At 38.7% G+C, this 14,217-nt stretch carries 9 protein-coding genes; all 9 read right to left on the bottom strand.

The window, feature by feature from the left end:
* Positions 1-113: 113 nt before the first annotated feature.
* The 9 genes from arcC to QSJ81_RS16810 all read right to left on the bottom strand — a co-directional run bounded on the left by arcC (position 114) and on the right by QSJ81_RS16810 (position 14,132).
* Positions 114-1,064, bottom strand: a complete 951-nt coding sequence (arcC, locus tag QSJ81_RS16850; RefSeq protein ID WP_285718518.1) for a carbamate kinase — start codon at positions 1,062-1,064, stop codon at positions 114-116.
* 2 nt (positions 1,065-1,066) lie between these two features.
* Entirely contained in the window at positions 1,067-2,071 is a 1,005-nt protein-coding gene (locus QSJ81_RS16845; protein ID WP_285718517.1) for an ornithine carbamoyltransferase, read from the bottom strand.
* 35 nt (positions 2,072-2,106) lie between these two features.
* The gene (locus QSJ81_RS16840) at positions 2,107-3,357 is read right to left on the bottom strand and encodes a YgeY family selenium metabolism-linked hydrolase (RefSeq protein ID WP_285718516.1); all 1,251 of its coding nucleotides are present in this window, start codon (positions 3,355-3,357) and stop codon (positions 2,107-2,109) included.
* Positions 3,358-3,439: 82 nt separating this feature from the next.
* Positions 3,440-6,703 (bottom strand): putative selenate reductase subunit YgfK, encoded by a 3,264-nt coding sequence (gene ygfK / locus QSJ81_RS16835; RefSeq protein WP_502929664.1) that lies wholly within the window; start codon positions 6,701-6,703, stop codon positions 3,440-3,442.
* A 54-nt stretch (positions 6,704-6,757) separates the two neighbouring features.
* Positions 6,758-8,089, bottom strand: a complete 1,332-nt coding sequence (locus QSJ81_RS16830) for a nucleobase:cation symporter-2 family protein (RefSeq protein WP_285718514.1) — start codon at positions 8,087-8,089, stop codon at positions 6,758-6,760.
* A gap of 55 nt (positions 8,090-8,144) precedes the next feature.
* The gene (gene ssnA / locus QSJ81_RS16825) at positions 8,145-9,470 is read right to left on the bottom strand and encodes a putative aminohydrolase SsnA (protein WP_285718513.1); all 1,326 of its coding nucleotides are present in this window, start codon (positions 9,468-9,470) and stop codon (positions 8,145-8,147) included.
* A gap of 12 nt (positions 9,471-9,482) precedes the next feature.
* Complete coding sequence (gene dpaL, locus QSJ81_RS16820; RefSeq protein WP_285718512.1) at positions 9,483-10,709, bottom strand: diaminopropionate ammonia-lyase; 1,227 nt, start codon at positions 10,707-10,709, stop codon at positions 9,483-9,485.
* Positions 10,710-11,056: 347 nt separating this feature from the next.
* Positions 11,057-12,769, bottom strand: coding sequence for an adenine deaminase (ade, locus tag QSJ81_RS16815; RefSeq protein WP_285718511.1), 1,713 nt, complete (start codon positions 12,767-12,769; stop codon positions 11,057-11,059).
* A 19-nt stretch (positions 12,770-12,788) separates the two neighbouring features.
* On the bottom strand, positions 12,789-14,132 hold the full coding sequence (locus QSJ81_RS16810) for an NCS2 family permease (RefSeq protein WP_285718559.1): 1,344 nt from the start codon (positions 14,130-14,132) through the stop codon (positions 12,789-12,791).
* Positions 14,133-14,217 lie beyond the last annotated feature (85 nt).

Raw genomic sequence — 14,217 nt, 5'->3', positions numbered from 1 at the left:
CTCCTCCAGTAAAACTACAGAGATACTTAAACCTAGAAGTATCTCTGTAGTCTTAAAATTGATTAAATTCATGAGGCTTAAGCCAGTGCACTCTCATATCATATTATTTAAACTTATGGAAAAATATGAGTACCCGCCGTTCCGGCTATGGCTGCTTTCAATGACTCAGGATTCGTAATAATTGCTTTTTCCCCACCCTTTTCTAAGAAATTGATTACAGCTTGAATTTTCGGCAACATACTGCCAGGAGCAAAATGTTTTTCCTTTACGTATTGCTTTAATTCCGCTAAGCGAACTTTCTCCAATGCTTTTTCGTCATCCTTACCATAATTCAAATACACCATAGGTACGCCTGTTGAAATAATAAGTACATCAGCATGAACTTGTGTTGCAAGTAAACTAGAGGCAAAATCCTTATCTATCACCGCATCTATACCTTTTAATGTCCCTTCCACTTCCTTTGTAACAGGGATGCCACCGCCACCAGCTGCTACAAGACAATATCCTTCCCCAACTAGTTTTCTGATAATGGCACCTTCTACAATTTCTTGCGGGAGAGGGGAAGCAACCATGCGGCGATATCCTCTACCAGCATCATTATCCATTACCCAATTGGGTTTTTCAGCCTTGATCTTTTGCATCTGTTCTTCTGTATAAAAGGAACCAATTGGTTTTGTCGGTTTTTCAAACGCTGGATCTTGCGGATCAACAACAACCTGGGTAACAAGCGCAACAGCTAATTTATCAATACCTCTTTTTTTAAACTCATTGTCCATAGCTTGTTGTATCTGATAACCAATCGCACCTTGCGTATCTGCCCCACAACTTACCAAAGGCACAGGGTGCATTCCTGCCCATTCTGTGGCAATCTCCGATCTTCGTAAAATAAAGCCAACTTGAGGACCATTACCATGAGTAATAATTACGTCATAATCCTGTTCTATCATATCTGTAATACTTTTTGCAGTTTCACAAACAGCACCATATTGATCCTCTACTGTTTGATGGGCATTGTCGCGTATTAAAGAATTGCCTCCAATAGCGATAACAACCAACTTATTCATAGTTATCTTCCACCCATTAACAGGGTCATAACGGCTTTTGCTGTATGAAGACGATTTTCAGCTTCATCATATACAATCGAATGAGGGCCATCGATCACTGAATCCTCCACCTCATTATTTCTATCAGCAGGTAGAGCATGCATATATAAAACATCTTTGTGGGCTGTTGCCATTTTAGCTTCTGTACATTTCCAAGATTTTTGCGCCATAAGTTTATCATCAACAACAGCTACAGCTCCTGAAGCAGCAAGGCCCGTCTGATCATTTACCCAGTTTCCCCAATTCTTTGGAATTACAATTTGGGCACCTTCATAGGCATCAGCTTCATTATTCGTAATTGTTACTGTACCGCCGTACTTTGCAGCATTTTCCCTCGCTTGTTCAATAACCCATTCAGGAAGTTCCCATCCTTTTGGATGGGCTAACCAAACATCCATACCATAACGCGGGAAAACAAGAAGTTGTGATACGGGTACAGAAATTGGTTTTTTATGGCTTTCTGCATAGGCCCAAATAATTGCAATTTTAACACGTTTTAAATCACCAAGTTTTTCTTTCATAGTCATTAAGTCTGCCAAGGCTTGGAATGGATGATAGAGGTCGCATTGAAGATTCATGATAGGGGCTTTTGACCATTTTGCCATTTCATTAAGATATTTGTTACCATATCCCCAGTTACAGTAGCGACAAGCTATCGCATGACCAAAACGAGAAAGGATAATTGCTGTATCTTTAGCACTTTCGCCATGAGCAATTTGCATGCTGCTAGAATCAAGAAAACCTGCGTGACCACCCAGTTGAGCAAAACCAGCTTCCATAGAATTTCTCGTACGAGTCGATTGTTCAAAAAACATTAAAAACATGGATTGGTTTGGTAAATAATTAGTAGGAACACCCATTGCAAATTTTTTCTTAAGATCAAGAGAAACCTCAAGCATAGTATCTACTTCTTCTTTTGTGAAATCTTCCAAGTTAATGAAATGTCTTCCGCGAAAAATTGTTTGCATATTAGTATCCTCCAATAATTTTATATTTTTTGTTACTACAGATTATTTACTGTGTTTTTCGTATAAACGGGCATCTTATTAACATATTGCGTAACATACATCATAGGAATCACTGCATATACAGCAGCACAGTTAACCAATTCTTTCTTCCAAGTACGTTCATTTGGTGCATGGGCCTGATCTTCGTGCCCTGGACCAAATCCAACACAGGGAATGCCATACCGTCCCATAATCGAAACACCATTGGTAGAAAAGATCCATTTATCCACCTTAGGATCTTCTCTGAATAATGTTTTATAAGAATCGACTAGGGTGCAACAAACAGGATGTTCTTCTTCAATAAGCCATGTTGGAAAATAACAATCTGTAGGATACACTAAGTCGGTATAAGAAGGTCTTTCATATTTATACATTGTCACATCTGCCTTAGCAGCTTTTACTGCCGGAAGATTTTTAATTTGCTGGATTGCATATTCGCCAGTTTCTCCAACCGTTAATCTTCGATCAATAGAAATCCAACAACTATCAGCAACTGCACATCTAGAAGGAGAAGTATGGAAAATTTCTGATACGGTTAAACTACCCTTACCCAAGAAATTATGATCTACTAAATTTTCATGAAGAGCCCTTAATTCTGTAAGTATATTAGCCATTTTATAAATGGCATTATCCCCTCTCTCAGGAGCTGAGCCATGGCAGCTTATCCCTTGAGTCGTTACCTTTATTTCCATTCTTCCTCTTTGCCCTCTGTAAATCTTACCATCCGTTGGCTCTGTAATGACAACAAATTGGGGGGTTAACTTATCTTCATTAATGATATACTGCCAGCAAAGACCATCACAATCTTCTTCTTGTACTGAGCCGACTACAACTAAGGTATAGTCATCTTCTAATCCAAGTTCCTTTATGATTTTTCCAGCATAAACCATAGAAGCCATGCCACCTTCTTGATCACTACCACCTCGACCAATGATAATCTCATCATCTTCATATCCCTGATAAGGATCATATTTCCAGTTTGCTGGATTACCAACACCGACTGTATCAATATGGGCATCCATTGCAATGACATGCTTCCCATGACCAATATAACCAAGAATATTCCCCATGGGATCGATATACACTTTGTCGAAACCAACCTTTTCCATTTCTTCTTTAATGCGTAATATTACTTTTTCTTCCTGACAGCTCTCACTGGGAATAGCTATCATATCTCTAAGGAATTTAGTCATTTCTGGCTCATATTTTTTTGCTAATTCTAATACTTTATCAAAATCGACTTTCATAATTTAAAGCCTCCTTCAAACATTTTCAGCTAACAACCAGCGCGCTTGTCTGCCGATATTGGGCGCCCTATTTATTTATCAATTACAATTGATTTAACACAAAAGGCAGTGATGTAGTAACACCTTGAAAAATCAATGCCATATGGACTACTTCTTGCATGGAGAATGTCCTCGTAAAATCTACTCTTGGTCCCATCTCCTTAATTGCAAAGTCAGGAGATAAATGAATAGTCACTAAAGGGTTTTCAAAGAAAAAGCCATCTTCCTCTACCATAAGCTTAGATTCTACTCCATCTAGGCGTTGACGAATGGTATTACCCTCAATATAGAATGCATTGCTATCTTCCTGTATAAAATCACGTTCTCTAAGGAATAACCTCGGCTTATCTCTGTAGGGCTTGCCAAAATGAACGCAAAAAGTAGCGCAATTACCACACTCATTACAGAAATCATCTATATGGATAATTTGTCGGTTTTGATTTATCTGGAATTTTCGCTCCCCTATCACTTTTAGCTTCCCATCTTGATAAGCAATTGTAGGCAACGTTATGCTCATTGGCGAAATCATATAGGTGTAGTTCGCTCGATTAGGGCAAACCTCAACACACTTATCACAAAATTCCGAGCATTGCATGCAGCGACTAGCTTCTTTGCGTGCCGCCTCTTCCGAAAAGGTTTGTTCAACAAGTTTGAAATCGGTACGCTCAGCGACTGAAAGCATCTCCAGTTTCTGCTGTACTTGTTTTCTAACTCGAATTTGTTTTACTTTTAAAATATCTTCCTCAGAAAGCGATGTCGAAGGACAATCTCCGGGTTTAAGTAAAACACCAAATTCTTGACAAATAGCTTCGGCCGCGCGGCGCCCATCGGCACAAGCCTGCACTACAATAGCTGGCCCTCGAGTTACATCGCCTCCTGCATAAATTCTGTCCTTATCTGTTATACCAGTCTTAACATCAACAGCAATTGCACCGTTTCTACGTAAAGATACAGCACTTCCAGTAAGAAAAGAAACATCTGAACTCTGGCCGATTGCTATGATTATAGAGTCAGCCTTAATTTCAAACTCGCTACCTGGTATCCCCACTGGATTTCTTCGACCATCTCCATCATGCTCTCCTAACACATTCCTTATGCACTTAAGGGCTGCTACCCGACCATCTTGTAAAATAATTTCAGTTGGCGTGGTTAGCTCTATTAAATCATTGCCTTCTTCTAACAGGTCTTTCTTTTCTTCATCCGTAGCAGGCATCTCTTTTTTTGTCCGGCGATAAACAACTTTTACTGGTTTACCAATAAGTTGTTGCGCAGTACGGGCCGCATCCATCGCGGTATTTCCTCCGCCAATGACCAAAACATTTGAGCCTAAATCTGGCTTATCGCCTTTAGCTATACGCTCCAATAAAGCGAGTGCCCCATAAACGCCCTTTCCTTCAGCCCCTGGAATATCTAAAGGAGTATCTCTTGAGAAACCACACGCAACATAAACAGCATCAAAACCATTCTTTAATAACTCTTCAGGTTGCGTAATAATGGGATGAGAAAGTTCTATTTTCACTCCCATATTTTTTATACGAGCAATATCCTCTTGCACAACCTTCTGAGGAATTCTAAACTCAGGAGCAATGGCAGGCATCCCACCCGCCTTATCTTTTGCTTCATAAATAGTGACGTCAATACCATTGGCTGCCAAGATGGAAGCTGCAGCTAGCCCAGAAGGCCCTCCGCCAATTATTGCAACTTTTTTCCCTAGCTTGCCTTTTACCTCTATCTGAGCCTTACCTTTTTCCACAGCAAATCGCTTTAAGGCTCTAATTGCGATTGGTTCATCATAATTATTTCTTGTGCAACGCGTCTGGCAGAGATGTGTACAGATATAGCCATTTATTGCTGGAAGAGGGTTACGAGCTAAAATTACTTCTAGCGCCTTATCATACTCTCCATTCGCAATTAGCCAAAGATATTCTGGAACATCCTGCCCCAGACTGCACTGTTCTTTACAAGGAGCTGTTATACAATCAAACATTTCAAGTTCAGATGGAACTTTAGGCAAATCATAAGGATGATAGTCCTTTTTGTAACGCGGATTACTAAGTGCCTCCTTAGCTGCAATCTCTACATTCTTTACTTTATTGCTGGCCAATTCTCCAAGAGTTTTCACATTACGCTTTGTCATTTCATTTTCTAGGTTTTCTAGATACTGGAGAAGTCTAGAGTACCCTCCAGGTTTCAGTAAGTCAGACGCAACGGTTACCGTTTTTGCCCCAGATGCCAAAATATCAGTCAAATTAAAAGCATCAGCACCAGCAGAATATGAAATTTGTAGATCACCCTGAAACTCTTTAAGAATTTTTTGATATAGATTCATTGCGATGGGATACAAGGCCCGCCCGGACATATACATCTCGTCACCAGGCAGATTAGTTTTATAATTTGTCATAGCTAATGTATTTGTTAATTTTATTCCAAAAATCAGTTTTTGTTCTGCAGCAACTTTTTTAAACATTTTTATCAGCTGTATAGCAAGTTCATATTGTAAGTCATGAGAAAATACGGAATCAGGAATTTGAATATTCTGATAACCTAAATTATCATGGATAATATGCAGTAAACCTTCTCTTCCTAAGAGAGTTGGATTGAGTTTTACTGTAGTATGCAATTTCCGCTCTTCTAGTAAATAACAGACAATTTTGCCGATTTCATCAGGAGGACAACCATGCATCGTTGAAAGAGTCACATTATTGGTAAGTCGATTTGGAATTTCAACATCTGCAAATTCGGGAAATTGTTCGTTAAGTATTGCCTGTATTTGAGCAATTTCTTCTCTGGCATCAGCCATACGATTCATGAAGCGGGTCATTTCCAGGCTTTTTATGCCTTCTAAATTGTACCCTACACTCATATTAAAGATTGTACCAACAGGACCTATTTTAGAAAAACCCAATAATCTATGTAAGATGTGAATTAATGCCCAAGCCTTTATGTATTCATTTGCAGATTGATCTAATTTCAGTTCCTGAGACCATTCAACATTATAGCCCTCATCTTCCATATCAATACAAGGCCTAGATAGTTCTAGTTCATCCATAATTTGAACGGTTTTGAGTTCGATAAACCGACCGCCAGACAACCAAGTACAAATAATATTTTGAGCTAATTGGGTATGCGGTCCCGCCGCTGTACCAATAGGGGTTGCCAGATAACTCCCATATAAATCTTCAATTGCATAAGGACTATTTTTCTTAGGTACATAAAATAAGGAGCGATGTATCCCAAAGATAGACTGCCTTTCTTCATATTCTCTTAAAATCCAAGTAAGCATAACATCAAAAGGTTGAATTTTCATTATATGAGACATGAAACTAGCCTCCTCCAACAGCATAATACTACATCATTAAGCTTAATTTCTAACGCTCTTTTTTATAATAACACTGTTATTTTGTGTTCCATTTAACACTAAGTTTAATACTATGGCTGCAATGCTACCTGTAGTAATTCCACTATGTAAAATTACCTGCAGCCAACTGGGAAAATTATGATAAAAATTAGGAACTGCTAACGTAATCATACCCAGTCCAAGGCTGATGCCGACTACCATAATATTATGCGTTCCATTAAAATCAATTTTGGCAAGTGTTCTTATACCACTTGCAGCAACCATGCCAAACATGGCAACTCCTGCGCCACCTAACACGGGATTGGGAATTGCCGCAATAACGGCTGCTAATTTAGGGAACATCCCTAATATTATTAAAATAACGCCAGCAGCAGCCACAACAAAACGACTCCTAACCCGTGTCAACCCTACCAACCCCACGTTTTGGGCAAAAGCTGTGTATGGAAAACTATTTAATATGCCGCCTAACATGGTAGAAAAACCATCTGCCCGTAAACATCTTGTAAGATCATTTTCACTAATCGGTTTATCAACAATTTCACCAATAGCAATACAGTCACCTGTTGTTTCCGTCATAACTACTAGCATAACCAATACCATTGCAGCAATAGAAGCTAAATCAAAAGTGGGTACTCCAAACCAAAAGGGCGTAGTAACACTGATCCAGCCAGATTGAGAGACTTGCTCCAGATTAACCATTCCCATGAAAAATGCTATTACTGTACCTGCAATTAGCCCTAATAACACTGCAATATTACTCATAAATCCCTTAAAATAACGGTAAAATGCTAACACTAACAACAAAACAAAAAGTGCAAGACCAATATACTCCATACTAGCAAAATCCTTAGCTGCTGGGTTACCCCCTCCTGCCCATCTTACTGCTACCGGCATGAGACTAATACCAATGATGGTTATGATACTTCCAGTTACTACTGGTGGAAAGAAACGAATTAGGCGACTAAAGTAAGGACTAATAAAATACGTGACAGCACCTGCTACAATTATGGAGCCATAAATTGCTGGTATTCCATGAGTTTGACCAATAATAATCATCGGGGTGACAGCAGCAAATGTTACCCCTTGCACCATTGGAATACGAATACCCATGTTCCAAAAACCGATTGTTTGAATGAGAGTAGCAATTCCACAAGTAAATAAGTCAGCATTAATCAGAAAAATAAGTTGTTCTTTGCTTAATCCTAAAGCATTGGCAATAATAAGAGGAACAGCTACAGCACCAGCATACATTGCTAAAACATGCTGCAAACCATAGGTAAATAGTTGGCCCACCGGCAACATTTCATCTACTGGATGACATCGGTCTTGCGCCATTTTTATCACTCCATTATTTTCGTCTGTACATACTTACTGTTATAGAAAAAGCATTTTATAAACGATTCCATAACTTAGAACTTAACTCTCGTGCTTTAACACATATTTCTTTCTCATCAAGATTCACTAACTTCCGATCCTTCATTAAAACCTGACCATTGATTATCGTTGTTACTACCCCTCGACCAGACATGCCAAATAAAATATGCCCATTAACGTTTGTCTCATTTAAATCTGTAGGGGGATCATAATCTACTACAATAACGTCTCCGTAACAGCCAGCAGCTAATTTACCAATGGGCCGTGAAAAATAACCCATAGCAATCTTTGGATTATTTTCAAATAGCATGTTTGGAACTTCACCCCAAGCTACACTTGGGTTTTTTCGATCATGTTTATGTAAAAGATTAGCGACCTTGTAAGATTCAAACATATCAGTGGTATAGCCATCTGTACCTAAGCCTACAACAATGCCCTTTTCCATTAAAGTAAGGATAGGAGCACAGCCTACTGCATTACCCATGTTCGATTCTGGATTATGAACCACATTCGCATCTTTGGTTTTTAAAATATCGATTTCTTTTTCATCGATATGAACACAATGAACTGCGATGGATTTTTCTCCAACCATATCATACTCAGCCAATCTTTCTATTACCCTTCTTCCATACTTCTTTTCCGCATCGACTTGATCAGCAGCATCTTCTGCTACATGCACATGAAAACCTGCTTCTAACCCTGAAACAGCCTTGGAGCATTTATTAAGAGTATCATTACTCAACGTCATAGAAGCATGCAGCCCAAACATACCTCGCAGTAAATCATCCCGACCTTTGGCAAATTTAATAAATTCAATGTTTTCTTGTATTCCCTCTTCCATAATTTTGCTGCCATCACGATCAGATACTTCATAACATAGTGAACTACGAATCCCAGCTGCCTTAGTTGCTTTTGCCATTTCAAATAAACTCCCCCGCACGGCACCCGGGCTAGCATGGTGGTCAAAAATAGTCGTCGTACCATTTTTAATACAATCAATTAGTACAACCATAGCACTATAATAGATATCTTCTAGGGTTAATGCTTTATCTAATCTCCACCATAATCTCTCTAAAATTTGCACAAAATTTTGTGGTGGCGCCTCTTTTGAGGACATCCCCCGCGCAAAAGTGCTATATAAATGCATATGAGTATTAATCATACCAGGCATGATAACTTTACCTTGAACATCAATAAACTCGGCACCAGGATATTGTTCACGCATTTTTTGCGTCGGGCCAATTTCGATAATTATAGTATCCTTAATTACAACGCAGCCATCTCCTAGATAAGGCTGATGTCTATCGCGAGTTATTACTCGCCCATTGCCAATCAACAGCATATTATCACCTCACTAGCTTTTCCACTCAATTACAGGACATTCGCCATCCCAAACAACGCTACGATATTTCTCGGGATCAGTGTCTCCTTCTGTACTAAAAAGGAGTATTCTTGCGTTCTCATCAAGACCTAGCTTATTTTTCATTTCTTTTAGCTTATCACTTGTCATTATAGTTGCTAACAATCCTGCGGTAACGGCGCCTGATTCTCCTGAGATAAGACGACTATCTTCTTTCAGCGGATTTGCTAACATACGCATTCCTTTTGCCGCCACCCAATCAGGACAAGAAACAAACATGTCACTATAATCTCTTAAAACATTCCAGCTAATGGTGTTAGGTTCGCCACAGGCCAAACCAGCCATAATCGTAAAAAGATCTCCTGTAACAATATGCGGCTGACCATCATTTGCCAAAACTGACTGGTATAAACAATCCGCTTGGTTTGACTCAACAATGATAGTTTTAGGACGTTCTTCACCAAATACAGAAGCAAAGTATCCTTGTACAGCACCAGCTAGTGAACCAACGCCAGCTTGAATAAAAATATGTGTCGGTTTATAGACTTTCATTGCCTGCAACTGTTCTAAAGCCTCGACTGCCATAGTGCCATATCCTTGCATTATCCAAGCAGGTATTTTCTCATACCCCTCCCAGGCAGTATCTTGAACAACTACCCAGCCAAATTTTTTGGCATTTTCTGATGTCATTCGTACAGCGTCATCGTAATTTAATTCAGTTATGTAGGCCTCTGCACCCTCAGACTTAATATTGTTGAGACGTGTGATGGATGATCCTTTCGGCATATATACTACTGACTTTTGTTTTAATCGATTCGCTGTCCAAGCTACACCTCGACCATGATTTCCATCCGTCGTTGTAGCAAAAGTAATATCTCCCAACTGATACCGTATTTCATTAGATACCAATGTTTCATAATTTAATTGGCTAATGTCTTGCCCCAACTGCTCAGCTAAATAGTTTGCCATGGCAAACGATCCACCAAGTACTTTAAATGCATTTAACCCAAAGCGAAAGGATTCGTCTTTTACATATATCCCTGCCACTCCTAAATGATTTGCCAACTTTTCTAAACTACACAGTGGCGTAGGACTGTATTCAGGAAAACTGGCATGAAAACATCTAGCCTTTTGGATTTCTTCTTGATTTAAAAAATCAATTGAAACTTTCGCTTTTTGATTTACCATTTGATTGATAGTCCATTTAATGCTCTGCTCCATGTTTGCACCTCTACTCCACTATTCTCTTATACTTATATATTGCAATTAGCGTGCCAATTACCAACTATTTTTTACAAGAGAATTAATACTTGATTGCCTGTATTATTCCTAGATTTTCAAGTGAATCAAAGGCAAAAACAGAATAAATAAGACCTTAATTTTTATAATCCCAATGCTCTTTTTATCAAAATGATATTGTTTATCAAATTGATAAAACATGAAATTCTTAATAGTATAAATAAACCCTAGAGCATTTTATCATTTTAATAACACTTTCTCTGGATTAATGAATCTCATTTTGAGTAAAAAATAAGGGCGGGTAATCCGCTCTTATTTTTATTACATTTTTAAACTGACACTGGGACAACTGCAAACTTATTTACATCCACTAATCCTTTATCCGTTAATTTTAACGATGGTATCACAGGTAAACTCATGAAGGCTAACGTCATAAAAGGATCATAATTAGGATTTACGCCAAGACCACGGACAATATTGTGTAAATCAGTTAACTTTGTATGAACAGCATAAATATCTTCTTCTGACATTAATCCAGCTAAAGGTAAGGCTAATGTTCCTAACACCTTTCCCTCATTTACAATAGCGATACCACCCTGCATTTTTTCAACTTCTTGCACCGCCCTAATCATGTCATCATCATCACTGCCAATAACTACTACATTATGTGAATCGTGGGCCACAGTAGAGGCAATCGCTCCTACTGACATCCCTAACCCCTTAACTAGGCCCACACCAACATTTCCTGTACCATGATGGCGCTCAAATACAGCCAATTTTAAAATATCATTATCCCTATCAGAAACAAATTCCCCATTAATCACCGGCACCTCTATTTCAAGAGAAGCAGTAATGAGTTGATGTGGAACTAAACCAATTACTCTAGCTACTCTTGAACTAGCCTTTATCTTTAATTGCCCAGAACTAATATTTCCTAAGTGCATTGTATTGCGTATTTTCTTATCATTGGTTTTTAAAACATTAAAAACACTTTTACCCTTAGTGGCTACTATTTGTCCTTGTTTATAAACCTGAGTAGGAACCCAGGATATTAAATCGTCAAACACTAGTAGATCAGCATAATAACCAGGCGCAATGGCTCCTATATCCTTCAGGTTAAAATAGGTTGCTGGATTAATAGTGGCCATTTGTAATACGGTTGCCAACTCAATTCCTGCATCGATGGACATTCTTACCATATGGTTGATATGACCCTGGTTAATGAGATCAGCAGGGTGCCGATCATCTGTCGCAAACATACAGCGCCTAGCAGTATAACCATTAACCATCGGTAATAGATTCAGAAGATTTTTAGCAGCTGAACCTTCACGCAGCATAATATGCATTCCCTGTCTTACTCTTTCTATTGCTTCTTCAGGAGTTACACACTCATGATCTGACCCAATGCCAGCAGCAATATAAGCAGTCAGTCTTTTCCCTAAAAGCCCTGGTCCATGACCATCAATTAATTTGCCTTCAGCCAGCCTTATCTTAGCAAGTATGTCTTTATCTCGACTTAGAACTCCGGGGAAATCCATTAATTCTCCAAGTCCTAATACTCTGGAGTGATTTATAAACCGAGTCAACTCTTGTACAGTTAAATTTGCACCTGAGGTTTCTAGGTTAGTCGCAGGTACACAAGAGGGAAGCATTATAAAAATATGTACAGGAAGTTCCTCGGCAACATCCAAAACATACTCAATACCTTTCTCCCCAACAACATTTGCAATTTCATGAGGATCGACAATAAGGGTAGTCGTCCCCATCGCAACGACTACCTTAGCAAATTCTCTAGGACTAACCATCGAGCTTTCCATATGAACATGTCCATCAATAAAGCCAGGTGTTATGAACTTTCCAGTCATGTCTATCTCTATTTGACCCTCATATTGACCAATACCAGCAATGTAGCCGCCTACGACGGCTACATCACCCCTATCAAATTTTCCAGTAAACACATTGAAGACTTGTGCATTCTTTAACACTACATCAGCAGGAACATGGCCTTGAGCTACAGAGATTAATTGTTCTATTGGTTTCATCGTTATCACCTTATTCCCCTTAATGAAGACGCATATAAAAGTTAACTAAAAATGCAATACTAACTGCCCACATAATCCAACTAACATCTTTTACCCGCCCCGTCAATGCTTTGACAAAAGTATAACTGATAAAGCCAAACGCAAAACCGTTAGCAATACTAAAAGTCAACGGCATCATAATAATTGTCATGAAAGCTGGGAAGCCATCGGTAAAGTCTTCAAAACTAACCTGGTTAATTTCTGCCATCATTAAAGCTCCTACTAGTATTAGGGCTGGAGCTGTTGCAAAGCCTGGTACTAAGCCGATTAAGGGTGCAAATAATAGTGATACAACAAATAATATGGCTACAGTTATGGCTGTCAGTCCTGTTTTGCCCCCTTCAGCAATACCGGCAGCACTTTCTACATAAGAAGTAACAGTGGAAGTACCAAAAATAGCACTACCAATTGTGCCGACAGCATCAGTAGTCAATGCCTTATCTAAATTCTCAATTTCTCCCTTATTATTCATTAGTTTTGCTTTGCGAGTTAAGCCAATTAAAGTTCCCATATTATCAAACAATTCCACGATAGTAAAAGTAAATATAATTGAAAAAATACCATATTCCCAGGCACCCGCAATATCCATGTGCATAAAAGTTGCGCCCATACTAGGGAATTGGAAACTCATAATATCTCCTATAGCCTTTGGGGTAGGAACTACACCAAAAAACATTCCCAGAATAGTAGTCGTAAGAATACCAATTAGCATGGAACCTTTTACACTCCGAGCCATCAAGACTGCTGTCAAAATTAAACCTATGCAGGATAATAAAGGCTCTATTGTTGTTAATTTCCCAACTGTAACAAAAGTTGCTTTATCGGCAATAATGATACCGGAGTTTTTTAAGCCGATAAAAGCAATAAATAAACCGATACCAACACCGATAGCACATTTTAAATTCATTGGTACCGCCTTAATAATAGCTTGGCGGATTCCACCCATCGTCAATATTAAAAATAATAGACCGGAAAAGAATACTGCTCCTAAAGCGACTTGCCAAGGAAGATGTAACACACCAACTACATAATAAGCAAAAAAAGCATTAAGCCCCATACCAGGTGCTACTGCAATAGGATAATTAGCCCATAAGCCCATGAGTAAAGTAGCCATAGCCGTTGCATAAATCGTAGAAGCAATCGCTGCTTCTTTAGGAATTCCAGCATCAGCCAGAATATTGGGATTTACAAAAATAATATAAGCTAATGCGACAAAAGTAGTTATACCAGCTAGTATCTCTGTTTTAATGTCCGTCTTTTTCTGACTAAGTTTAAAAAACTGATCTAGAAAACTCTGTTTGGTTACCATACTGGTGGGTATCATCATAAAACCTCCCCAAGTATACTTTTCGAACCAACTAATACGAGCTTCTAAGAAAGTAGTCTTTCAATGTCTTTTCTTTCTCCCT

The organism is Pelosinus sp. IPA-1, assembly GCF_030269905.1.
Classification (GTDB): Bacteria; Bacillota; Negativicutes; order DSM-13327; family DSM-13327; genus Pelosinus.
The sequence above is the reverse complement of the archived record's forward strand: the minus strand, read 5'-3'. Positions and strand labels throughout refer to the sequence as shown.